We start from the raw sequence: 25,408 nt of genomic DNA on the forward strand, positions 1-25,408 counted from the left end.
ACCATCATGTAAAGCGGATAGCTCGATCTTAATCGAAACGAAAAAGGCAAGCTCACAACTACTACCCTGGCGCCCTTATAAATCTAGGTTTGTCAACTCCCCTATCATACATCACAATACTACCGGCTACAGCAACATTAACACTTAACTCGGATGTAAACTTAATTAAGAAATGTGATTTTTCTATAGCAGCTTTAGACAGACCATGATCTTCTGCTCCTAATAGATATACGCATCGTTTTGGGTGATTAAATGTTTCCAGTGCAACCGCTTTTTCTGTTAGTTCTACACCTACCAACATTGCTCCTTTGGGAAGGTGATCATAAAAATCCTGAAAAGTATCATAATGAAAGTAAGGCATTGATTTTACAGCATTATGTGTATCACAAGCTTGTTTAGCATAACGATTACCGATCGTAAATATATAACTTGCTCTCATATTCTGAGCGGTTCTCCATAGAACTCCTAAATTCTCAGGCGTTTTTCCGTTTTGAATCCCAATACCAAAAAACTCATTTTCAAAATTATCAATCATTTTACAAAAATATAAAGTGTATCATCCATTAACAATTAAAATTTTGAACACAAACTCTATCGAAGTATAAATAACAAAAAGACTTTTCAGAATATCACGCAAAATATTGTCATTTTTTTAAAACATTATGGATCTACGAATTCTAAATTGATCCTAACGAATTCTAAAACCCAAACTTTTCAACTAGATTAAGTACATAAATTCGTACAAAATAATCAACCTCAAAATATACTGTTATGAAAAAGATAATTGTTTTTTTCATCCTAATTATAGGATTTCAGTTTATGGAAGCACAAAGTTTTCAGAAAACGGAGAAGTACGCAGCAGTTACTGAAATTAAAGAGAATGGGTCAGAACAACCAACTTGCATTGTTAATCTGACTCGTTTGGGGGGAATTTCAGAAAATTTAACTACTTTCTCTATCAATGATATTGAGCTTTTTGAGGACATCTTTATCACCACCTTAGAGAACCCTGGTCTGGAAGGGATCTCTGAGGTGATTAAGATGGAAGTAGAATATCTGGCGTGTTGTGCTCAGGTAGAATCCTACTATTTTATGATTACTAATGATAATAAACTTGTTTCGCTTCCGCAGTTAACAAATGTATACTGCGAAAACTCGGACACTGATTCTCAATATACATTTCCTAATCAAAAGTATGGTATAAAAGGTAACATACTAGAAACGGAAACTTTATATAAAGAAACATCAGAAATAAAATACGTAAATCTAAAATTAAGTTTAACCTGGAATGACAACAAAGTTAATACTCCAAAGAATACAGCAATTACCAGCTACTAATATTTTAAGTAGAGAGAAATATAATATTTATTACTCCATCATATTATTATACTGCATTGTTCTATTTTTTTTCACAATTCTACTAAGTTTTAAGATTTTCTATTGAAAATATAAACCAATGTATACGGCAGGCGCGTCCAATTATTTCCAATTGTTTTTCCCAAAAAAACTGCCTGCTTGTATACGGTTTTACAAAACACATCTTTTTTATCTAAGTATTTAATGGGTTTACAAAACAAAAAAATCAGTTTGATTATATTTGTTATCAAACATTAGTTTTTATGAGCCCCAATCACTTTTCTTATTTACTCCTTATTTTTGTTATCTGGATAAATTCTATCTATCTATTATCTGCGCAGAATAATGGCCTAAGAGCATATACATTAGAAGATGGGCTTCCTCAATCACAAGTATATGATATCATACAGGACGATATCGGTTATTTATGGCTAGGAACTCGAGGTGGAGGTATAAGCAGGTTTAATGGTGAAGAATTTAAAACATGGAATGAAGATGATGGACTATTGTCTAACTATATTCATTCTTTGAATTTTGCCAATGATAGTTTATTTATTGGAACCAGAAGAGGGCTTTCTATTAAAACAAAAAAAAAATTCCTCAATTTTGAAGGATTACAGATTAATAAAATATTTAGAATCCACAATAAAATCTATCTTGCTACCAACGTTGGGATTCATATATATACCAAAACTTCAGGCTTAAAAAAAATACAATTAGATCCCAAAATCAATACTAGTATTGTAAATGATATCGTATTTGATGGCAAATTATTCTGGGTTGCTACCAACAAAGGACTCTGGAAACTAAACAAAATTGATAAAGATGCTAGTATTATGGTAAGACATAGTGCTTATAATTTTACTGCAGCACTATATTACAAAACAAAAGTATTTGCGGCTGCCATAAATCAAGGAGTATTAGTTTTAAACACTAACGCAAAAAGCTATGGAAATAAATGGATACAAGAACCATTGAGCGTTAATGATATTTCTATTCTAGATACAGAATTATGGTTTTCTACAAACAATGCAGGAATCACCGTTTTAGATGCCACTAATTACAGATTGAAGAAAAAAATAAATCGTAAAAATGGTCTGGCAGTTTCTAATATTAGAAAAAGCATTTTAGACCGTCAATCCAACATATGGATTGCTACATCAGGAGGAGGGTTTTATAAATATTCTCAAAACAATTTTACGCACTACAATCAAGATACCGGATTAAAGGGAAATAGAGTGTACGCAGTTCACTCATTAAATGATGAAATTTGGGCGTCTAACTCGGAGTCAGGACTTATAAAAATAAATAGTACAGGAATACACCAAATTAAACAAGATAAGAGATTATCTGAAGTAAAAATCAAAAGTATTACTGGCGATAACAGAGGGAATATCTGGGCAGGTACAGAAGGGAGAGGTATTTTATTAAAAGAAATTAAGCTTAAAGATAGTATCATAGTTACTAATAGAAGTTCTAAAAACCCTACAAAAGACACAATTTCTAAAAAAGTAATTAAGAACTATATCATCAACAAAAAACGTGGACTATCAGATAATTGGGTGAGATCGATACATATCTCTAATGATACTATTTGGGCAGCTACGTATTCTTCTGGAATAACAAGATTTAAATATGATTATAAAAAACATAAAGTAAGATCCATACGAAGGTTCTCCAAAAAAAGAGGGATAAAAGACCTAGAAATCAAACATATGACTTCTGACGGGAAAGATAAAATATGGTATTCTACAGAAAATGGAAGCATTGGATTTATTAAAAAAAATAAAGTCACACATCATAGTAATGTCCTAGGTCAAAAAATCGCAATTAATTCTTTCGTTTTTAATGATAATAAGCTCTACCTCGGAACTGCGGGACAAGGAATATGGTGGAGCAGCTTGGAAGGAGACCTTTCTTTTAAAAAATTAAATGGAGAAAAGAATTTATATTCCAACAACATTTATCAAATGATTTTTGATAACGAGGAGAATTTATGGGTTGGAACCGAACGTGGTGTAGATCGTATAGAGATTAATCTTCTCAACCAAATCAAAGATGTTCTTCATTTTGGAAGAAATGATGGTTTTTTAGGAATCGAAACCTGTCTTAATGCAATTACAAAAGATACAGAAGGCAACTTATGGTTTGGTGCCATTTATGGATTAACTAAATATGAACCGGGAGAAATTGGTAAAGCCACCATTAAACCAGAGGTACACTTCGAAAATGTAGAAATAGCCTACCAGACGCTGGATTCTATCAATCCGGATATATGGGCTAAAAATGACAATGTTTTACAATTAACTCCAGAACAAACTGAATTATCTTTTAGTTATAAAACCATAGATCTTGATCATCCTAATGATATAGAATATCGTTATAAATTGAATAATACTGCCTGGAGTCCGTGGTCTTCAGAAAAAAAACAAAACCTGGCAGGATTAGCCTATGGCCCCCATTCGTTCTCTGCTCAATCCAGAAATTATCGATGGGAAGAAAGCCAGCCTATTACTTTCAAAATATTTATTGATAGCCCTATTTATGAAAAGTTTTGGTTTCAACTCACTATGCTTGGAGTTTTACTTTTGGCATTGACAATTATTACTTTGTTATATATTAGAAAAGAAAAAAGAAAAAATACCGAAGAACGAGAGAAGCTACAAATGCAAAATCATTTACTCTCTTTAGAACATAAAGCATTGCAGCTACAAATGAACCCTCATTTTATTTTTAATGTTCTAAATGGTATTAAAGCTATGGGAACCAGCAACCCGACTAAAATGAACAGTACTATCAATACCTTTGCTACACTTCTTAGAGAAACGCTATATAATTCTAGAAAAGATCACATTACACTTGATCAGGAAATGAAGACGCTAAAAAACTATATAGAAGTAGAAAAACTAATGGCCAATAAACCTTTTGAGTACACAATTTCTATAGATTCAGAATTTGATCCAGAAGAAGTTTTGATCCCACCGATGCTTATTCAACCTTTTGTCGAAAACGCAATACGACATGGTATCTTGAAAGGAAATAGAGATGGAAAACTAAAAGTATTTTTTGATACTGATGAAGAATTCTTACATTGTAAAATATTAGATAATGGATTGGGTATTTTTCAATCTCAAAAAGCGAAAACCAAAACTGATCATCAATCCATGGCCCTTACGGTAACTAGAGAAAGATTAGAATCAATCTCAGGAAAAGATGTGCTACAGATAAAAGAAATTCTGGAAGAAGATGCTACTGTAGCAGGCACCGAAATATCGTTCAGAATACCATTATTAACGGACTATTAATAACCACTATGCTAACAGCTATTATTGTAGAAGATATGCCAGATGCCCTTCAACTCCTAAAAAGTGATCTGGAAACAAACCATCCTGAAATAAAAATTATTGATACCGCTCGAAGCGTTGTTGAAGCAGCAAAAGCTTTACGAACTAATGAACCGGATATACTATTCCTAGATATTATGCTTGGTGATGGAACTGGATTTGATGTATTGGAAATATTTCCGGAATTAAAATCCAAAATTATTTTTGTTACTGCGAGTGATGAATATGCAATCAGAGCTTTTAAATTTGCAGCCATAGATTATGTCCTAAAACCATACTCTAATGAAGAATTAGCACAAGCTGTGAGTAAAGCGAAGCAACAAATCCAACCTAATAAAGAGCGTCTGGATATACTTAAAGAAACATTGTCTGCTCCGGAACAAAAGCCTGATAAAATATCCTTACACACTTTAGATAAGATTATTATTGTAAGCCTTGATGATATTGTTCGTTGTGAATCTGATAGTAATAACACTATCTTTTATCTACAAGATGGTCAAAAAGTTTTTGTGACTAAGACTTTAAAGTACTTTGCTGATATGCTTAAAAATTATCAGTTTTTGCGAGTTCATCAAAGTCATTTAATCAACCTACAGTGCATCAGTGCTTTTATAAAAGCTGATGGTGGTTATCTTATGCTGAAAAATGGTGAAAATGTACCTGTTTCTGTTCGTAAAAAAGTTGAAGTTATGGAAATTCTGGATAGTATGCATAGATAAAACTAAACACTAAAATATTCATATAAAAACCACTTAATTTTTCTTATTGAGTGGTTTTTTAGTCTATTTTAGATACAAACATTGTTATAAAAACTGAATAAATATTTTTAAAATTATCTTCTTACCAAAGTCAAAAAATCAGATCCAAAAGATTATTTTATCGTAATAATTATCTTGTAAAGATTTTTAAATTATACTACATTGTAAGAACACAAAACACTAATATGGGAAATAACACATTATCACCTGCAGATAAACAGTCAGGCCTAGTTCCTGGAACAGTAGTTTACACAGGCGATAAATCGACTGGTGATTTGTTTATCGAAGTTTTTGATTACGATAAAAATTCTTTCGAAGAAAAAGAACTAAATAAAATAGAAGAAGCATTTTCTTATGTTGAAACTGAACCTGTAACTTGGATAAATGTTAATGGTATTAATCATATAGAGGCCATTGAGAAAATAGGTAATCATTATAATTTACATCCGCTAATTCTCGAGGATATTGCCAATACACAACAACGCCCTAAGATTGATGAATATGACGAATATCTTTTTGTGGTTCTTAAAATGCTTTATTTTGATAAGGAAGGAAAATTAGCGATCGAGCATATTAGTTTTGTCCTAGGTAGTAATTATGTTATATCTTTTCAGGAATCCGATGGTGATGTTTTTGACTCCATAAGGAATCGTATAAGAACAGGCAAAGGCAGATTGCGAACTATGGGACCTGATTACTTGTTATATGCACTCATGGATGCTGTGGTAGATAATTATTTCAATCTGATTGAAGTAATGGGAGAAAAAATAGAAGAGCTAGAAGATGATTTATTTGAAGAAAAACCTAATGATAATATCACCTATGATATACAAAGTCAAAAAAGAGAAATTTTAAAAATAAGAAGAGCCGTATTCCCTCTTAGAGAAGTAGTTAACAGAATAGAAAAAAGTGATCACCTATTGATAACTGATAAAACACAGTTTTATCTTAGGGATCTATACGATCATATCATTCAAGTTTCAGAAAGTATCGATATCTATCGGGAAATGATTTGGGGATTAATGGATATGTATATGACTACTATCAGCAACAAAATGAACGAAGTAATGAAAGTGCTTACCATCATAGCTTCTATATTTATTCCATTAACCTTTCTGGCAGGAATTTATGGAATGAATTTTGAAAATATCCCTGAGTTAAAATATAAATATGGATACTATGTGCTTTGGGGCGCTATGATTCTTATTTTCTTTGGATTACTTTATTACTTTAAAAAGAAAAAGTGGTTATAAGAATCATTTTATTTTTTACAATAAAAAATAAAAATGCCTACACTCTTGTAGGCATTTTTATTAGTTGAGCTTGTGTAATAAAAAATTGGATAGTTAATTTTTTACTTCTTAAATTTTAGTTTATAAGTTTCAGCTTTGTGATTGTTCTTTTAACGAACTCCTGTTTATCACCATCTTCATCTACTTCATTTTCATATTCAAAAGCAAAAGTTATTTCAAACTTTTTACCTACAAACTTCTTACCCTTCAAATCATACATTGTCAGAATTTCTGGAGCTATGACATTAAAAAACATTGAGTCATCTTCGTTATCTTCATTTTTATAGTTGAAGCTATAAACATCATCTTCAAATCCATCAAAAGTTCCATTAAAGGTTTTAATACCTGCTGCCACAATTTCTTCTACCACTTCTTCAACTTCCTCTTCTTCCTCCTCTTCTTCTTGTGCAATAGCTGCAACGTTACATAAAAATAATGCCATCATCATTAATACTAGAATTTTTAAATCTTTCATCTTGTTTACTATTTAAGTGGATACTTATTTTCTTATTAATTCTATTTGTTATATTAATTTAGACACGAACCTGTTTAAAAAGTCACTCTTAAATTTTCAAAATAATTTTAAAATAAATAAGATATTTTTCACCTTCATTATTTCACTTAGCCGAAACTGAAAAAAAATTAATCCTCAAGATCTAACTATAAAGAGAAATTAACCTTATTTGTTCGTGTTTCGAATTTATTCCAAATTATTTTGACATATGAATTAGTGCACTAAGTCCGGCCCTTTTACTAAATAATCTATTAGTTATTTATACGTGATCAATTGGTCTAATGACTATACTCTGTTTCAGTATTCTGACACATTAATTTATTTCAGGTTACGCAAATTTTAAAGTTTAATATTATAATTTTTCTATGCTAGTTCTAATTTTTCAATTTTGAAGGACACAAAATCTTCATCATTACCTTCGATATATTCTGAATAGGTTATCTCAAAGCTCTTGTTTTTAAATCTATCATTTTTAAGATCATACTTTTTTATTGCTAATGATGAAGCTTCCTCGAAGACTATTGTATCTCCATTATCCATAATAAACTGGTAGAAGCCATTATAACATTTCTTATATGTTCCATACTCTACATTTTGATTAACAATAATACCTTTCATTTATACTTTTTTTAGTTATTAAATTTAGAAGGTTTACATTTCTGACACATAATTATTTGTTCAAAGATTTTATTTTTTAGATAGTTGAAATATATCTTTTCTGCGATCTTTTAGATTTCTAACAGCTCCAAATTGATTTAACTCCCTTAATAAATCAATATCAACATCAGCAATTAAAATCATTTCTGTATTTGGTGTAGCTTCTGCTTTTATACCATTACTTGGAAAAGAAAAATCACATGGGGTAAACACCATTGATTGTGCAAATTGGATATCCATATTATGTACATTAGGTAAGTTACCTACACTACCAGCAATAGCAACGTAACATTCATTTTCTATGGCTCTTGCCTGCGCACAGTTTCGCACTCTAGAATATCCGTTTTGTGTATCTGTTAAAAATGGAATGAATAAAATATCCATTCCTTCGTCAGCTAGTAATCTACTTAGTTCTGGAAATTCTGAATCATAACATATCAATATTCCAATTTTTCCGCAATCAGTATCAAATGCTTTCAGTTCATTACCTCCTTGCATTCCCCAAACTTTAGCTTCATCTGGAGTTACATGTAATTTTTCATACCTTTCTATCGTCCCATCACGTTTACATAAGTATCCCACATTATAGAGTCGGTCATCTCTTATTTCTGGCATACTACCTGTAATAATATTAATATTATATGAAATAGAGAATTCTGAGAATTTGTTTACAATATCTTGCGTATGTTTTGCCAGTTCTCGTATAGCTTCAGATTCAGATAAGTGATTATTTTCTGCCATTAAAGGTGCATTAAAGAACTCTGGAAATAGTGCAAAATCTGATCTATATCCAGCAACAGCATCTATAAAATATTCTGCTTGTTGTAATAACTCATCGAGGTCGTTATAAGGGCGCATTTGCCACTGAATTAAACCAAGACGGATGATTTTCTTCTTTGTAGCTGCCTTTTTTGAGGGTTTTTCATAATATATATTATCCCATTCCATAAGCACAGCAAACTCATTAGAAGCTTCATCACCTTCTAAATATCCTTTTAAAATTTTTGCCGGATGAAAATCGTTAGATATCTGGAAATTAAGAACAGGGTCATTAATTTCCTTTCGCTTCACTTTCTCTATATATTCTTTGGGAGTCAAAGTACCTGAAAATTTATGATATCCAGGTATTCTTCCTCCAAAAGCAATACTTCTAAGATTTAATTTCTCGCAAAGTTCTTTTCGGTAATCATAAAGTCTTCTACCTAAACGCAGTCCACGAAATTGTGGTTTGATAAAAACATCTATTCCATACAATACATCTCCATCATTAGTATGGGTATTAAAAGTATAATTTCCTGTTATATCCTTATAATTATGACTATTGTCAAATTGATTATAATCTAGTATTAAAGATAAGGCGCAGCCAGCGATTTGATCATTCACTTTGATCACAATCTGACCTTCAGGAAATTTATTTATCAGGTTTTCAATCTGATCTTCTTTCCAATATGCATTAGGCATTGTGGAATAAGCTTGAATCATGGCTTCCTTGAGTTCCTGATAATCATTTAAGTCGAGAAATTTTAATTCAACATTCTCTATATCCTGGATGTTCATAATTTAATTTTAAATGTTTAAAAATCGTTTTGTTTAAGAGATAAAAGAATAATTTTCATCTTCATCATTCTCAAAAACTTCATTAGCATTTTTAAAACTCTTGAACTCCACCATATATCCATTGGGATCTTTTACAAATAAAGAGTTTTGCTCTCCAACTTCATTTTCAAAAAAAGTAACTTCAGAAGTTACATCAAGATTCATTGATAAAAGTCTTAAACACAGAATATCCCAACGCTTTGAATCTATGATTATCCCAAAATGAAACGCGGGTAATATTTGATTACCAAGACGATAGCTTTTAAAAATAAATTGAAAATTTCCAGCCTTTGTAAAAGTGATCTGATTTCCGTGCAGATTGATATCTATCCAACTATTAGTACTTCTACCTAACTCGGCTCCAAGCTTATGGGTCTAAAAATTCTTTGTTTTTTCAATATCTTCACACGGAAGCGCTAGATGAAATGGTGCTTTTTTCATTGTTATCTATAGTATTGCATCTATTCTGTATCTTCAGGAATTTCGGTTTCCTTATGATCATCATTATCATCTACATCATCATGATCTTCCATCGCCGCAACAAGGCGTTTGCTTACTTTTACCAGATATAATGTATCGGCGGTTATTACCTCTACACACTCTACAATTTCATTTTGTGCATTTCTAAAGGTGATGATATCTTCATCATTATATCCATCAGGATATTTCGTTACCAATAAATCTAGTATGATATTGTTTAATTTTTTGAAATCAACAATAACTCTCTTCAAGTGGGTATTTTTAGATCCTTTCATATCATTACATATCTAATAAATAAGCAAATATTAATGGTGCTACAATTGTGGCATCACTCTCTATAACAAACTTAGGAGTATCAATATCCAACTTACCCCACGTAATCTTTTCATTAGGAACCGCTCCAGAATAAGATCCATAACTTGTGGTTGAGTCACTTATTTGACAGAAATAATTCCAAAAAGGAGTGTCAGGACGTTCCATATCCTGATATAACATTGGCACTACACATATTGGGAAATCCCCTGCGATACCTCCTCCTATTTGAAAGAATCCTATCCCCTTTCTAGAATTATCAGTATACCAATCTGCAAGAAACGTCATATATTCGATCCCAGATTTCATTGTACTGGCCTTAAGCTCTCCTTTCAACACATAACTAGCAAAAATATTACCCATTGTACTGTCTTCCCAACCAGGAACAACCATTGGTAAATTGGCTTTTGCAGCGGCATACATCCAGCTATCTTTAATATCTATCTCATAATATTGTTCTAGTACTCCTGATAACAACATTTTATACATAAACTCGTGCGGAAAATATCGTTCTCCTGCATCTTCTGCGTCTTTCCATATTTTAAAAATATGTTGCTGTAATCTTCTAAAAGCTTCTTCCTCAGGAATACAAGTATCCGTGACTCTATTTAATCCTTTTTCTAACAAATCCCATTCTTGTTGTGCTGTAAGATCTCTATACTCTGGAATACGCTTATAATGGCTATGTGCTACAAGGTTCATAATATCTTCTTCTAGGTTAGCGCCTGTACAGGAGATGATATGTACTTTATCTTTACGTATCATCTCAGCAAAGATTTTTCCGAGCTCTGCTGTACTCATTGCTCCAGCAAGTGAAACAAGCATTTTTCCTCCATTATCTTGTTGAGATTCATATGCTTTTGCAGCATCTACCAAAGTAGCAGCATTAAAGTGTAGATAGAATTTTTCTATAAATTGGGAGACGGCTCCTTTAATCTTCATTCTGATTGTATTTTAATTTATTCATATTATTCTCTTTTTGATTGGAGTAAAGATTATCATTCTCTTCATCTTTATTCTTCTTTAAAAACTTATAACTTAACATTTTGTAGTAGAGTTTAGCCGCAAGAAAATCAGATGATTTATCTATTTCATTGGGACATAGTTCTACAATATCAAATCCCACTACATTTTTTTCTTCGAATACTTTTTTAAGAAACTCTAAAGTTTCATACCAAAACAGTCCTCCAGGTTCTGGTGTTCCAGTACTTGGCATAATTGATGGATCCAATGCGTCAAGGTCAAAAGTGACATACACATTATTCCCTAATAGATCAACTACATTATCTATCCAATAATTATCTGCCGCCATATCGTGAGCATAGAATACGTTTTCTTCATTCATCACTGACTTTTCTGAAACATCCATACTTCGTATTCCGACCTGAATTAAATTTGTATTTTGATTTGCCTCATATAACGCACAGGCGTGATTATATTTTGATCCTTCATATTCTTTTCTCAAATCTGCATGCGCATCAATCTGTAACACTGTTAAATCATCAAAACATTCATTAAAAGCCCGAATAGCGCCAATAGAAACAGAGTGTTCTCCACCGAACAAGGTAACAAACTTGTTACGCTTAATATTGGTTTTCACAGTATTGTGTACTGCAGTAACCATTGTATCTGGTGAGCTTTTTTCATCAATTGGTTGATCAAGGAAAATACCTTGTTTGTAGACTTCGCTATCCGTTTCTATATCATATAACTCCATGTTTTCTGAAGCGTGTAAAAACGCTTCAGGACCTTTGTCAGATCCTTTACCCCAGGTACTTGTTCCATCATAAGGAATAGGAATCAATACTACTTTTGATTTATCATAGCTAGCATATTGTTCTGGTATACCCGCATATGTTTTAGCGATTTTCATTTTAAAAAATTATAAAAGTTTACAATGTATTCTCTAATGCTTTGACTTCAACTTGTTCATTTGTTTTATCAAGCTTTTTCTGATATCCTAAAATTGATAACAATTGCTCTGAGGTTTGCTGTTCTGCAAATACAGAAGTAATCAAATTGCCTTTTTCATCGCGATCAATTAATATATGTTTGGGTTGCGGAATCAGGCAATGTTGCAACCCTCCAAAACCACCTATAGTCTCTTGATACGCTCCAGTATTAAAAAAACCAATATATAATGGTTTGTCCTTTTTATATTTTGGAAGATAAATAGCATTCATATGCTGCTCCGAATTATAATAATCATCACTATCGCAGGTTAAGCCTCCAAGCAATACACGTTCGTATTCTTGATCCCATCTATTTACCGCCAACATCACAAAACGTTTATTTATCGCCCAGGTATCTGGCATTGTCGTAATAAATGAGGAGTTGATCATATTCCATTTTTCACGATCGTTTTGTAATTTTTGATATAACACCTCATAAACAGCCCCACCACTTTCACCAACAGTAAAACTTCCAAATTCTGTAAATATATGAGGCACATCCACACCTGCTTCATCACAAGTTATCTTGATTTGATTTACAATTTCGCTAACCATATATTCGTAATCATACTCAAATGCTAAAGAGTTTTTAATTGGAAAACCACCACCAATGTTAAGACTATCTAATGAAGGGCATAGTTTTTTTAGATTTACATATACTTTCATACACTTTACGAGTTCGTTCCAGTAGTATGCATTATCACGAATACCTGTATTAATAAAAAAGTGAAGCATTTTTAGCTTTACTTTAGGATTCTCTTTAATTTGATTATTATAAAAAGGAACAATATTTTTATATCCAATACCTAGACGTGAAGTATAAAACTCAAATTTTGGCTCTTCTTCTGAGGCAATTCTAATACCCACCTGAAAATCATCGTCTATGGCATCACTCAATAAATTCAGCTCTTCATAATTATCAATAATAGGAATACAATTATGATGTCCACTATTAATTAATCGAGCAATATTCTGAACATATTGATCACGTTTAAATCCGTTACTAATAACAAAGGTATCATTAGTGATCTTTCCCTGTGCTTTTAGATTTTCAACAATATCCATATCAAAAGCTGATGAAGTTTCGATATGAATATCGTTTTTTAATGTTTCATTTAATACGTGCTTAAAGTGTGAGCTTTTGGTACAATAACAATAGTTATAACTACCTGCATAATCGTTTACTTTTATAGCTCTATCGAACCATCTTTTTGCTCTGTTGATATTTTCAGAAATCTTAGGTAGGTATGTAAATTTAAGAGGAGCACCGTACTTCTCAATTAAAGCCATAAGGTCGATATCATGAAAATATAGTTTGTTTGCGTTTAGCGCAAATTCTTCTTGTGGAAAATCAAACGTTTGCTCGATTAAGTCTATATATTTAGTTTTCATTAATTATTTTTATCGTGTATCTGTTGATACATATCATCAAAAGAATTCTACATTAAACTTAAAGGCCAATAAGACCTTAAGCTTTATAATTCATTTCATTATATGATTTTAGAAATGAGAAATTTATAGAAAAGATGAACTAGTCAATCTTTTCTATAAATTTCTCATATACGAATGATACAAATGGTGTGAGGAACGAATGATATTCGTCCTAAGACTCTTAGTGTAGTACTATACTTTTCAGAAGTCAGCCTGAGAATTCGGTTCCCTATCCCTAGGGCAGCTTTCGGAGTAGACTTCTTTATTCTCCTAAGCCCGAATCTGAAAAAAAGTTTCATTTTATTTAGGCAATGCGTCTTTTATAATCGACTCATCATTAATTATATCAAAAGTAGTAAAAAAGTAATACCAAAAACTTTTTTTCAAAAAAATATTTAATCTATTTTATAATACTAAAAATCAAATTTTTATTACTCCCGCAAATTATTTTGACATATGAATTAGTGCATCTCCCTGATTAACAATTGGAGATTGATTTGAACAAATGACATAACCTGAGTGAGGTGCTTTAATTAGTTTTTCGAAATCTCCAAATGGATCAGAAACATTTCCGATGATTTCACCCTTTTTTATATAAGCTCCTGTTTGGACATATGGATGATACATTCCAGAATATTTAGCACGAATCCAGAGAGAATTATCTATAATCAAGGGTTTTACTTCTGATTTTATTTCATAGTCCTTGAGTTCTTTCCCAAAATCTCTTATTCCCAGATGGTGCATTACTCTTAAAGCTCCTGATATTCCTGCCGCTGTAACTTCATTGTTAAGGGATAATGTTTTTCCTCCTTCAAAAAGCAATACCTTTTTACCTTGTTTTACACAAGATTCTCTGAAAGATTTTTCTCTGTTTTTTGACATTAAAATAAAAGGAGAACCAAAAATCTTTGCCAGTTCTAAGGTTTCTTCATCATCATTCACTCTTACCTGAGGAACATTAAAGCGTTCTCCTCCTCCGGTATGATAATCGATACAATAATCAATATGAGGAACAATCTCCGTCATTAGATGAGAAGCAAACCTACTAGCCAAAGACCCTCTTTTACTACCAGGAAAGACTCGATTAAGGTCTCTACCATCCGGAAACTCTCTTGCTTGATTTAGAAACCCAAAAATATTTACCACAGGAATACAAATTATGGTACCTCTTGTAGGTTTATTAAATTTTTTAGAGATAATTTGCCGTACGATTTCCACTCCATTTAATTCATCCCCGTGAATACCACCAGTTATCAGAATACAAGGCCCATCTTCTTTTGCTCTCTCTACAATAATCGGTACTTCAATTTTAGTTCTTGTATGAAGTTTAGCAATATCAAGGTTTAGCTGTATTCCTTTTCCTTTAGATACGGCTCTGCCTAAAATTTCAATATCATTATTCTGCATTTCTCTCGACATATCTTATAATTTGGTTGGCAATATCTTTACCTGTAGCTCCTTCAATACCTTCTAAACCGGGAGAAGAATTTACTTCTAGAATAAGAGGCCCTCGCTCAGATTGTAACATATCCACACCTGCAATACCTAATCCCAATGCTCTTGCCGCTTTTAATGCTGCATTCTCTTCTTCTTCAGAAAGCTCAATAATATTAGCGCTACCTCCTCGGTGAAGATTGGATCTAAACTCTCCTTCTTTTCCTTGTCTTTTCATAGCTCCTACTACTACTCCATCGACTATAAAAACTCGCAAATCTGCTCCTTTTGCTTCTTTTATGAATTCCTGGACGATCACTCGTGCTTGTAAACCATTAAACGCTTCTAAGATAGATTCTGCAGAATTTCGATTATCTGCTAATACAACTCCAATTCCTTGTGTACCTTCCAAGAGTTTAATCACTAGCGGAGCACCACCTACACGGTCTACAATTGGACTTACCTCTTTAGAATAGTTACTAAAAACTGTTTTAGGCAATCCTAAACCAGCTCTAGATAGTATTTGCAAACTTCTTAATTTATCTCTGGATCTTACTAAAGCCTGAGATTCTGTTGCTGTAAAAACTTTCATCATTTCGAATTGTCTCACCACTGCTGTACCAAAGAAAGTAACAGAAGCTCCAATTCTTGGGATTACACCATCCACATCTGTTATTTCATTTCCCTTGTAAATTATAGAAGGTTTTTTTTTTTCAATAACCAGGTTACATTTCGTATGGTCAACAACTAATATTTCATGACCTTTTTTTTCACCTGCCTCTACTAACCTCTTGGTTGAATACAGATTTGGATTTTGTGATAGAATTACTATTTTCATTATGTGAATTTTATTTTTATTTATAAAATTGTCTCTTTATGACACTATGAGTTCTTAGTTGTACGAATTGGACAAAAAGATTATTCATTTCATTTTTTAGACACTTGAAATACCGAAAAGTCACATAAGGTAGATAATAAAAAGATGTATTACGCCTATAATCAAAAATTAAGAATTAAATGTTTTTTTTGATCTTAGGGAAGTCTATGAATTAACTTTTTTTAGAACCGAAACTACTTAGTTTTTCGGTTAATGCTATCCAGAAAGGACTAACAATTAATGTTAGTGAAATTAAACTAATTGTAAACTTATAAGAAAAGTCTTCTATAATACCTAAAGCAAGGGCAGTAGAACTAATCAAAAAACTCAACTCTCCGATTTGAGCTAATAATGCACCTCCTAAAAATGCTTCTTTCCAACTATTCGAAAAAACTTTTAGAATTAAGGTATTTAATAAATGATTCGTAATATAAACAACTAAAATAGCTAGGAGTATCGTCCAAATATTATTGTAAACAAAATTAAGATCTATTTGTAACCCAATACTAATAAAGAACAAGGATACAAACAAAACCCTAAAAGAATGCAATGTATCGTGAATCCAATGTGTTGCTTTTGCTGCATTAATGATCATTCCGCCAATAAAAGCTCCTAAGGCAGCTGATAATCCAAAAAAAGAAGTTGCCAATGCACATCCAAAACATAGAAAAATGGCCATAAAAACCTGTAGTTCATGATCTCTGTATATTTTTTTTGAAAATGGTAGCACAATGACTCCTTTTACATAAATATATACCAACACAGAAACAATAATAATTGCACCAATACTCATTAATATAATATTCCCTATGGATTGTGTTTGCCCTCCGAGTTGAGCAATAATTATTAATAAGGGCACAAACATTACATCTTGAGCCAATAGAATACTTAGTACATTCTTCCCAATTTTAGTATCGATTAGATTCTTATCCTGTAAGAGTTTAATCACAACAGCAGAACTACTTAAAGCAATAACAAATCCCAGCACAACGGATCTGGCAAAATTCCAATCAAAAAAATACCCAATAAAAAATACCATGGTCACGCTCAAAACAATCTGTAACAAGGTTCCAAGTACTGCAAGTTTCCATCGCTTTAGAAAATCAATAAAATTAATTTCCATTCCTATAAAAAACAGTAGAAGAATTACCCCCAGTTCTCCTAAAAGTTCAACAGATTCTTTATCCTCAACAACTTTTAACCCCTGTTCTCCAAGCAAAACACCAACTAGAATATAACCTATTATATATGTTTGACCTAGTTTTCTTAAGATCATACTAAGGATTATAACCAATATTGCGAGAATAGAAATTATATGTATTATCGGTTCAATATTAGAAACTAAAAACATAGTAAAATTATTTATTTAAATGTCATCTCACAATTAATGGATTTTTTACTATAAAATCTAATATCACTGCAAACATTTTACTTTATAATATTTAGTATATTTATTAGAAGCTAAACTCTGTTGAAAATGAAACATATTTTAATACCCATAGATTTTTCGGATAACGCGTACAATGCACTAATTTATGCTAAGACATTATTTTCTGATCATTCCGCTACCTTTTATTTATTAAACGTTTACATCAGTAATCCTTCCCATCTTTTAAGTTCGGAACAAAACACCTCTACACTTGATGAAATGTCTGGTAACGAAGGACAAGATTTAAAAGATTTTTTGAATATAGCTAAGAAAGAAAATAACAATAACCTCCACTCCTATGAAATTATTTCTAAAACAGGCGCTCTAGTTAAGGTTATAAATACTGCTGTCATTTCTAACAAAATCGATTACATCGTTATGGGTACTAAAGGTGCAGAAGGAAGTAAAGAAGTATTTCTAGGTAGTAATACTGTCAAAGTCATTAATGGTATTGAAAACTGTCCCTTACTTGTTGTTCCACAAAATTTTGTTCCAAAATCACCTTCGATGATTGCATTTTCTACAAATTTTAAGCGCACTTTTGTTAAAGAGGAATTAGCTCCCCTAATAGATATAGCGATAACAAATAATTCCAAAATAAACATTGCAAGAATTATGCAAGAGGAGTATTTAACCACTCATCAAAAAGAAAATAAGGAAACACTAAAAAAACTATTCAATGACTTAGACTATATCTTTTGTAAAATAGACGTAGAAACATCAGAAACTAAAGCGCTAAAAGACTTTGCAATGCAAACAGAATGTGATTTGATTTCTTTAGTGCATCATAAACAAAATTTTTTCGAAAAACTGGTACAAGAAGATGTTGTAGACAAGATAAGTTTTAACAGTCCTCTGCCACTATTGATTTTACCTGAGATGAAATAAAACCTTCTTAAAAACAATTATCAAAAAAGTCACGACACATTAGTAGATGTATATTATTTTTACGCTTTAAATTTTTAAAATTCTCACTGTCTCATATGTCAATTTATAAACAACAATTACTCTTAACTTTAATTTTGGTTACCACTATTATCTTAACAATTTTTATAACCAAAAGAGCCATTAGAAGATTTAGTTTTGTTAAAGCTATAGATGTCAATCGCAGAAAAATCATCTTTAATTTAAGTTATCTTGGTATCTATTTAACCGGAGGTTCATTACTTATACTTATATGGGGAGTTGATCATCGGCAGTTTGCTCTTTTCATTTCTTCAATCCTAGCAGTGCTTGGTGTAGGGTTTTTTGCCCAATGGTCCATTCTTTCTAATCTAACGGCAAGTGTGATTTTATTTTTTAGCCATCCATTAAGGATTGGTGATCGAATTAGAGTATTAGATAAAGATTTTGATTGGACTGGACGTGTAAAAGATATTACCGGCTTTTACCTTTTTATGAAAACGGATGATGGTCGTGATATTACGTTACCGAATGCACTAGTGATCCAAAAAGGAATTGAAATATTAGGCGAAGAAATGATAGGAGATGAAGAAGAACATTATGATTAACAATATATTTAGCGGATTTTAGCGTGTGCTTCAACAGCCTTAATTCTAGCTCTTTTTAACCGCATTTTTAAAGCACTTTCATTTATACCGAAAAGCAGTTGTAATTCCTTTACAGATACATTATCGTGATACTTTAGCATTAACATTGCTTTATCTTCTGGGCTTATCATTTCTAGCGCCTTTTCAAGCTTAGACATTTTAATTTCGAAAAAATCTTCATCTAATTCAGATTCTTCGGATGATATTTTATATTCCTTATTTTTAATCCTTTCTGCAAAACTTGATACTTTTTTTTCTTTATCTCGGCTAACGTAATTCACACAAAAATTATAAGTAAAAACATACAACCAAGTAGAAAACTTTGCCCTACCCTGAAAAGCACTAATTTTATTATACAGTTTTATAAAAATTTCTTGGGAAAGATCCTCTGCTTCATCATCATTTTTTACAAAACTGTAACATTTATAATACACTTTTTTGATGTATCTCTCATATAAAACACCAAAGAAAAGCTGATTCTGGGACTCATTAATTTTCTCCACCAATTCCTCATCAGTTAAACATTTAGCCTCTTTAAGAAGATTACTTGATTTCTTTTCTTTAGGTATTAAAAATGAATCTTTCATAGAGTCTGTCTTAATTTTATTAAATATAACAAAAACCTGAAGTTTTATAGGACAACTCTACTCTTTGTGACTATTCTATGTAAGATAACATCTTTATAAAACATCTAATTTGAAACCTTCTATAAAGATCTATATCCTATGGATAGTAGTTATTTAATTAAAAAAAATGATGTTCAATTAATATCAATTCAGACAGAAATAAAAAAATTATTAAATCGAGAAACCGATGAAATTTTTAATAAGCTGACTTTTTTCAGGATAAATTAATCCTTTGAATATCGTTTTTATAGGATTTTATTTGTGATTTCTGAACTGAAATTTTTAAAAACACATATACATTCTCAAAATAATAAAGACACTTAAATAGTTCATATATAATTGATTTTTAGTTAATAATACTCAAAAAGACATTCTTTTTTGTGCCTCATAAATAACAAAAAACACCTTGTTGCGAACATATAATTTTTTACATTTTTTAAATATTTAGCGAACGTTCGCTTTTTTTATCAAAAACTTTTTTATAATATTGTCCTATAATTAATTTACTACAACACCGAGTAAAGCATTGTACAAAAAAGAATCTGGTAGACACTACTAAGTAGAAATTGGCATTCGAATTATTAATAAAAGTAAAAATCTAAAAAGATGAAATCTCAAACAAAAACTAAAACACTGGTTACCAATTGGGCTATTAATAATACGATTGACTACAATACGTATGTCTGCAGTACTCAAAAACCAAATAGCTCAAAATAGAGACATTAACCTTAAAATAAAATCTAAAAAATCACATTATGACTACTTATAATTCGGCACTTGATACAGTACGCTCATTAAAGGCTAAACACGGAAATGCCTGGGCAACTATAAACCCAGAAAATGCAGCACGCATTGCTGTTCAAAATAGATTTAAAACAGGTTTAGATATTGCTAAATACACAGCATCTATCATGCGCAAAGATATGGCTGAGTATGATGCTAATAGTTCAAACTACACACAATCCTTAGGCTGTTGGCATGGTTTTGTAGCCCAACAAAAAATGATTGCTGTAAAAAAACATAAAGGTACAACTGATAAAACATATTTGTATCTTTCTGGTTGGATGGTTGCAGCGCTTCGTTCGGAGTTAGGGCCTTTACCAGATCAATCAATGCACGAAAAAACTTCAGTTCCTAAATTAATTGACGAGATCTATACCTTTTTACGTCAAGCTGATGCTGTAGAACTAAATGATCTTTTTCGTCGTCTGGATACTGGGGAAGATGTTCAAGCTGAGATCGATAATTTTGAAACTCATGTTGTCCCAATCATTGCCGATATTGATGCAGGTTTTGGTAACGAAGAAGCAACCTATCTTTTAGCTAAAAAAATGATTGAAGCTGGTGCTTGTGCTCTTCAAATCGAAAATCAAGTATCCGACGCTAAGCAATGTGGTCATCAAGATGGCAAAGTAACCGTACCACACGAAGATTTTATCGCCAAGTTAAATGCACTTCGATATGCTTTCTTAGAATTAGGTATAGACGAAGGTGTAATCGTTGCTCGAACAGATTCTGAAGGTGCTGGTTTAACACAAAAACTACCAGTATCTATGGAGGAAGGAGACTTAGCATCCCAGTATATGGATTTTGTAGAAGCAGAAGAAGTTCTTATAGATGAGGTTAACGAAAATGATGTGCTATTCAAGCGTGATGGTAAATTAGTTCGTCCTGTAAGAATGCCAAATGGCTTATATAAATTCAAAGAAGGTTCTAATATCGATCGTGTTGTATTGGATTGTATTACAAGTCTAGAGAATGGTGCTGATTTGTTATGGATTGAAACTCCAACTCCAAATGTAAAGCAAATTGCACATATGGTAAATCGCGTAAAAGAAAAGGTGCCAAACGCTAAATTAGTATACAATAATTCTCCATCTTTTAATTGGACAATTAACTTCCGCCAACAAGCATTCGATCTTATGGTAGCATCAGGCGAAGATACATCAGCCTATAACCGTTCTAAACTAATGGATGCCAAATACGATGGCACCGAATTATCCAACCGAGCGGATGAAATGATTCGTATGTTTCAGGCAGAGGCATCTCGTGATGCTGGTGTGTTCCATCACCTAATTACATTACCTACATATCACACAACCGCATTACATATGAATGATCTTGTACAAGGTTATTTTGGTAACGAGGGAATGTTAGCGTATGTAGATTCTGTTCAGCGTCAAGAAATACGAAAAGGTGTTTCTTGCGTAAAACACCAACGTATGGCAGGTTCAGATTTAGGAGATGATCATAAAACCTTCTTTGCAGGTGAAAAAGCATTAAAAGCTGGCGGTGAAAAAAACACTAGTAATCAATTTGAAATCAAAACAAATATTAAAGAACCAGAACTGGTTTTGGATAAATAAAATTTGTATTCAAGTTATTTAGAAAGGTGACCTAGGTTTAGGTCACCTTTTCTGGTAGTTTTAAAATAGAAATACACAACTCAGCTATATTTTAGACACATATGATGACCTATGTTAAAACATCTAAAAACAAGTACACCATCTTTAATTAAGAAAAGCACCAATAATCAAATTCTCAAGTGATTTTCAAAAACTTTCTTTTTCTTAATAACAAGCCTAAGTTTACACTTGAATCTTAATAATTGATTTAGTTCCTGCGGAAAGCAACAGAACTATCTATAAAAAATAAGTGTAAATAAGTCTCAGTGGGTACAAAAAGTCGCTACCCACATTTTTTGAATATAGTTTTGTAGAAACTGAAATCTATTATTATGTTCAAAAAAATTACACTTCTATCGATCTTCTTAACAGTTAACTTTTTATTCTCACAGACAGTAACAACCGTTTCTGACGGGAATTTTTATGATGGTATAGGGCAAGACTCTCTAGGCAATATTTATTGTTCTGATTTTTCTGGAGATTCTGTTTTTAAATATAGTACTGAGGGAATAGTAACCACTTTTGCTAGTGGTTTTAGTAGTCCAAATGGTATTGGCGTAAATGAGCAAGATGAAATTTTTATTTGTGACGCTAGCGCAAATACTATTTTCAAGTACAGTCTAAACGGAACCCTTATAACAACTTATACAATAGGTATAAATAACCCAACTGGTATTAAAAATATTCCAGGAACAACGGATATGCTAATTGTAGAATACAATAACGACACCTTAAAAAGATTAACTTTAGATGGAACCATATCGACTTTGTTTTCAGGATTTCCATTAAATGGTCCTTCAGGAATCGCATTTATAAATGGTGAAACTTTTATATCAAATTACGATGACAGAAAAATTATGCGTTTTAAAGATAGAAATATGACGCTGCTCAATCAATTACCGGCTACTGCACCAAACAATAATGTTCTTGGTTTTTTAACAGCTTCAAACGACCAATTATATGCAACACTACCGGGTGCCCATCAAATTTATACTATCAATCCTATTTCTGGAAATGCAACACTGTATGCTGGTTCTACGCAAGGAAGTGCTAATGGCGACATCTCTGCTGCTACATTCAATTTCCCAAATGGTATTTTAGCAGATACGGCCAATAATAGAATCTATGTTTCTGATGCAGGAACTAGTAATCTACGTATTATTGAAAACGTGACTCTATCAACTTCAGAATTTGAAACCAATACTATTAATTTAAGCATATTTGCTGATAGAAAATCAGATATGATTGGGATAAAAGCGAATCTAAATTCCAGTGAAAAAATAAACATCAAAATTTATGAAATTACCGGAAAACAAGTATTTAGTAAGGATTATTCGGTTTCAAATTTAGCGTTTTTTGAAACCATTAATAAAAACACTTTCAATTCTGGAACTTATATTGTTTTGTTCACTCAAGACAATGTACTATCAAGTAAAAAGATCACACTGTAGCATTAACTAAATCAATCTGCCCATATTTATTCTAATACTTGATATATGAGAAGTAGTTTAACGATAATAATCTTATTAGTTTTTAACTGCTTATGATAAAGATGATGTTTTAGATAATCCTTATCATCAAATATTTTTGCAACTCCTACTGAATTAGAATTAAATTCTTGGATGTTGATGTAAACTTCAATATGTAAAATTGATAAAAAATATCATTCGGATACACTCCTACTTGCCCACGTTGATTTTTCTGTAATTACTAAAATATAGTAGGGTAAAAGGATTATTCATTTCAAAATGAATAACTAGAAAAAAAAAGTAAAATGTAACAGAAAGGAATTTTGACCGTTTTTTATATAATTTAGCAATCCATCGTTATCTAAATTATTTGAATAAAAAAATTACATCTTATTCTGTCAAAGAGGCAAAATTCTCTAATTTGTTTGATAAGCACTATAATAGGCTTTACAACTATGCATTTAAAGTTTTAAAGGAAACTGACCTTTCTGATGAGATGGTTCAGGAAACATTTATTAAACTTTGGGAAAACTTTGAGAACATTAAAGAATCAGAACGTTCTATAGAATCATTTTTAATTACTACACTCAAAAATAAAATTATAGATGATTATAGAAAAAAACAAACTAGAGAAAAACACGCTAATTTATATTCGCTTAATACCAATATTGAAACCCAGATTGATAAACAGTGGGAATTAATACAGCGTATTGAAGACATTTATACTTCTCTTGAGCAAAAAACAACGGATATTTTCAAGTTGTCGAGAGATAAAGGCTTGACTTATAAAGAAATTTCCAAAAAAAAAGGAATTTCAATAAAAACCGTAGAACTCCATATTTCAAAGGCCCTAACAGCATTTAAGAATGGTTTAAAGGATTATTTTTAAAAAAAATAAGTTTTTTCAATAGGGTAATACTGCCTGGCATACGTCTTTTAAATAGTTAACACCTTTTTGGTATGGAACATTTTAAAATTACGGAAACCGAACTTTGGGAGTATATCTCCAAAACTGCTGATGATATCACTACGCAAAAAGTAGAAAAATGGATGGATTCTGCAGATTTTGATGAAGATCTATTTAGTAAAATAATTACTATTTATAAGAGTTGTTCTAAACAAAACCCTTCTGCCCAGCAAGCTAAAAAACGTTTCTTTACTGCTGTCAGGCCAAAAAAAGTAGTTTGGAAAGAAATACTAAAGTACGCGGCTATATTAATTGTAATAATTTCTGGAACATACGTATACAATACTATATCTAATGATAACAATCAAGTAATAGTACAGACAACTTTTGGCGAACAAAAGAGCATTATACTCGCTGATGGCTCCACCGTCTGGTTAAATAGTTCTAGTAAGCTATCCTATAACTTAGAAACTCCAAGGACTTTATTCTTAGAAGGAGAAGTTTTTTTTGAGGTTGCAAAAGATACCTTACACCCCTTTACAGTTACTACACCAGATCATATCACGGTTACGGCATTAGGAACTAGTTTTAACGTTAAGTCGTATATAGATAGTAAAATTACGGAAACAAAATTACTTACAGGTAAGGTTAAAGTTACTTCTGATACACAGTTTAAAGAAAGTTTATTCATGATTCCTGACGAAAAAGTAACCTTTTACAAGCATACACAAAAAGTACTAAAATCTAAAATGGATCTTAATGAGTCTAGCATTGCTTGGAAGGAAGGAAAAATACAATTCGAAAATAAAACCTTTATAGAAATAGCAATTGACTTAAAAGCTGAATTCGGTAAACAAATTCGCTTTAAAAATGAAGACATTGCGGCTACTAAATTCACTGGAACTTTTGAAAACACAACTCCTGTAGATGAAATTTTTGAAATACTTAAAATCTCAAAAGACTTTACATATAAATTAAATACAAAAACAAATGAGTGGATAATACAATAAAAAAAGTGG

At 31.6% G+C, this 25,408-nt stretch carries 23 protein-coding genes; 10 read left to right on the forward strand and 13 right to left on the reverse strand.

Translation table 11 applies throughout. The annotated features are described in order from the left end of the window. Positions 1-61: 61 nt before the first annotated feature. Positions 62-535, reverse strand: a complete 474-nt coding sequence (locus Q0921_RS20385; RefSeq protein WP_299260174.1) for an RNA methyltransferase — start codon at positions 533-535, stop codon at positions 62-64. Between the two features lie 236 nt (positions 536-771). Between Q0921_RS20385 and Q0921_RS20390 the strand changes: the two genes are divergently transcribed. From Q0921_RS20390 to corA, 4 genes are all read left to right on the forward strand, one after another. After that, positions 772-1,338 (forward strand): hypothetical protein, encoded by a 567-nt coding sequence (locus Q0921_RS20390; protein WP_299260176.1) that lies wholly within the window; start codon positions 772-774, stop codon positions 1,336-1,338. Positions 1,339-1,619: 281 nt separating this feature from the next. Further along, positions 1,620-4,661, forward strand: a complete 3,042-nt coding sequence (locus Q0921_RS20395) for a histidine kinase (RefSeq protein WP_299260178.1) — start codon at positions 1,620-1,622, stop codon at positions 4,659-4,661. A gap of 8 nt (positions 4,662-4,669) precedes the next feature. Then, positions 4,670-5,419 carry a LytTR family DNA-binding domain-containing protein gene (locus tag Q0921_RS20400; RefSeq protein ID WP_299260180.1) on the forward strand — a complete coding sequence of 250 codons (750 nt, stop codon included), beginning with the start codon at positions 4,670-4,672 and terminating at the stop codon, positions 5,417-5,419. A gap of 224 nt (positions 5,420-5,643) precedes the next feature. Continuing rightward, positions 5,644-6,711 (forward strand): magnesium/cobalt transporter CorA, encoded by a 1,068-nt coding sequence (gene corA / locus Q0921_RS20405; protein WP_299260182.1) that lies wholly within the window; start codon positions 5,644-5,646, stop codon positions 6,709-6,711. 115 nt (positions 6,712-6,826) lie between these two features. Here the strand turns inward: corA and Q0921_RS20410 are convergent, their stop codons facing one another. The 11 genes from Q0921_RS20410 to Q0921_RS20460 form a co-directional block, all read right to left on the reverse strand. After that, positions 6,827-7,225, reverse strand: coding sequence for a hypothetical protein (locus Q0921_RS20410; RefSeq protein ID WP_299260184.1), 399 nt, complete (start codon positions 7,223-7,225; stop codon positions 6,827-6,829). A 402-nt stretch (positions 7,226-7,627) separates the two neighbouring features. Then, entirely contained in the window at positions 7,628-7,882 is a 255-nt protein-coding gene (locus tag Q0921_RS20415; RefSeq protein ID WP_299260186.1) for a hypothetical protein, read from the reverse strand. A gap of 69 nt (positions 7,883-7,951) precedes the next feature. After that, the gene (locus Q0921_RS20420; protein ID WP_299260188.1) at positions 7,952-9,478 is read right to left on the reverse strand and encodes a carbon-nitrogen hydrolase family protein; all 1,527 of its coding nucleotides are present in this window, start codon (positions 9,476-9,478) and stop codon (positions 7,952-7,954) included. A gap of 33 nt (positions 9,479-9,511) precedes the next feature. After that, a complete protein-coding gene (locus Q0921_RS20425; RefSeq protein ID WP_299260190.1) occupies positions 9,512-9,682 on the reverse strand; it encodes a hypothetical protein in 171 nt (56 codons plus the stop codon). A 296-nt stretch (positions 9,683-9,978) separates the two neighbouring features. Next, positions 9,979-10,248 carry a hypothetical protein gene (locus tag Q0921_RS20430; RefSeq protein WP_299260192.1) on the reverse strand — a complete coding sequence of 90 codons (270 nt, stop codon included), beginning with the start codon at positions 10,246-10,248 and terminating at the stop codon, positions 9,979-9,981. Positions 10,249-10,276: 28 nt separating this feature from the next. Next, complete coding sequence (locus tag Q0921_RS20435) at positions 10,277-11,251, reverse strand: deoxyhypusine synthase family protein (RefSeq protein ID WP_299260194.1); 975 nt, start codon at positions 11,249-11,251, stop codon at positions 10,277-10,279. After that, positions 11,241-12,182, reverse strand: a complete 942-nt coding sequence (gene speB, locus Q0921_RS20440; protein ID WP_299260196.1) for an agmatinase — start codon at positions 12,180-12,182, stop codon at positions 11,241-11,243. Before speB ends, Q0921_RS20435 begins: the two co-directional genes overlap by 11 nt. Before the next feature lie 19 nt (positions 12,183-12,201). After that, positions 12,202-13,653, reverse strand: coding sequence for an arginine decarboxylase (locus tag Q0921_RS20445; protein ID WP_299260198.1), 1,452 nt, complete (start codon positions 13,651-13,653; stop codon positions 12,202-12,204). Positions 13,654-14,136: 483 nt separating this feature from the next. Next, entirely contained in the window at positions 14,137-15,111 is a 975-nt protein-coding gene (locus tag Q0921_RS20450; protein ID WP_299260200.1) for a succinylglutamate desuccinylase/aspartoacylase family protein, read from the reverse strand. Beyond that, positions 15,089-15,964: a 30S ribosomal protein S6--L-glutamate ligase gene (gene rimK / locus Q0921_RS20455; RefSeq protein ID WP_299260202.1), complete on the reverse strand. Its 876-nt coding sequence runs from the start codon at positions 15,962-15,964 to the stop codon at positions 15,089-15,091. The genes Q0921_RS20450 and rimK overlap by 23 nt, the downstream gene beginning before the upstream one ends. A gap of 211 nt (positions 15,965-16,175) precedes the next feature. Continuing rightward, on the reverse strand, positions 16,176-17,354 hold the full coding sequence (locus Q0921_RS20460) for a cation:proton antiporter (RefSeq protein WP_299260204.1): 1,179 nt from the start codon (positions 17,352-17,354) through the stop codon (positions 16,176-16,178). A 126-nt stretch (positions 17,355-17,480) separates the two neighbouring features. Here Q0921_RS20460 and Q0921_RS20465 point away from each other — a divergent pair, with 126 nt between their 5' ends. Both Q0921_RS20465 and Q0921_RS20470 read left to right on the forward strand, forming a co-directional pair. Next, on the forward strand, positions 17,481-18,320 hold the full coding sequence (locus tag Q0921_RS20465) for a universal stress protein (RefSeq protein WP_299260206.1): 840 nt from the start codon (positions 17,481-17,483) through the stop codon (positions 18,318-18,320). Positions 18,321-18,415: 95 nt separating this feature from the next. Continuing rightward, positions 18,416-18,943 (forward strand): mechanosensitive ion channel domain-containing protein, encoded by a 528-nt coding sequence (locus Q0921_RS20470; RefSeq protein WP_299260208.1) that lies wholly within the window; start codon positions 18,416-18,418, stop codon positions 18,941-18,943. Positions 18,944-18,951: 8 nt separating this feature from the next. On the opposite strand, the gene Q0921_RS20475 is transcribed toward Q0921_RS20470, so the two are convergent. Continuing rightward, positions 18,952-19,569 (reverse strand): RNA polymerase sigma factor, encoded by a 618-nt coding sequence (locus Q0921_RS20475; protein ID WP_299260210.1) that lies wholly within the window; start codon positions 19,567-19,569, stop codon positions 18,952-18,954. Positions 19,570-20,363: 794 nt separating this feature from the next. On the opposite strand from Q0921_RS20475, the gene Q0921_RS20480 reads away from it, so the two are divergent. From Q0921_RS20480 to Q0921_RS20495, 4 genes are all read left to right on the forward strand, one after another. Then, positions 20,364-21,974, forward strand: coding sequence for an isocitrate lyase (locus Q0921_RS20480; RefSeq protein ID WP_299260212.1), 1,611 nt, complete (start codon positions 20,364-20,366; stop codon positions 21,972-21,974). A 371-nt stretch (positions 21,975-22,345) separates the two neighbouring features. Then, the gene (locus tag Q0921_RS20485) at positions 22,346-23,464 is read left to right on the forward strand and encodes a T9SS type A sorting domain-containing protein (RefSeq protein WP_299260214.1); all 1,119 of its coding nucleotides are present in this window, start codon (positions 22,346-22,348) and stop codon (positions 23,462-23,464) included. A gap of 388 nt (positions 23,465-23,852) precedes the next feature. After that, complete coding sequence (locus tag Q0921_RS20490) at positions 23,853-24,371, forward strand: sigma-70 family RNA polymerase sigma factor (protein ID WP_299260216.1); 519 nt, start codon at positions 23,853-23,855, stop codon at positions 24,369-24,371. A 71-nt stretch (positions 24,372-24,442) separates the two neighbouring features. Next, positions 24,443-25,399: a FecR family protein gene (locus Q0921_RS20495; protein WP_299260218.1), complete on the forward strand. Its 957-nt coding sequence runs from the start codon at positions 24,443-24,445 to the stop codon at positions 25,397-25,399. Positions 25,400-25,408 lie beyond the last annotated feature (9 nt).

Origin of the sequence: uncultured Aquimarina sp. (genome assembly GCF_947496855.1) — a bacterium.
Taxonomy (GTDB): domain Bacteria; phylum Bacteroidota; class Bacteroidia; order Flavobacteriales; family Flavobacteriaceae; genus Aquimarina.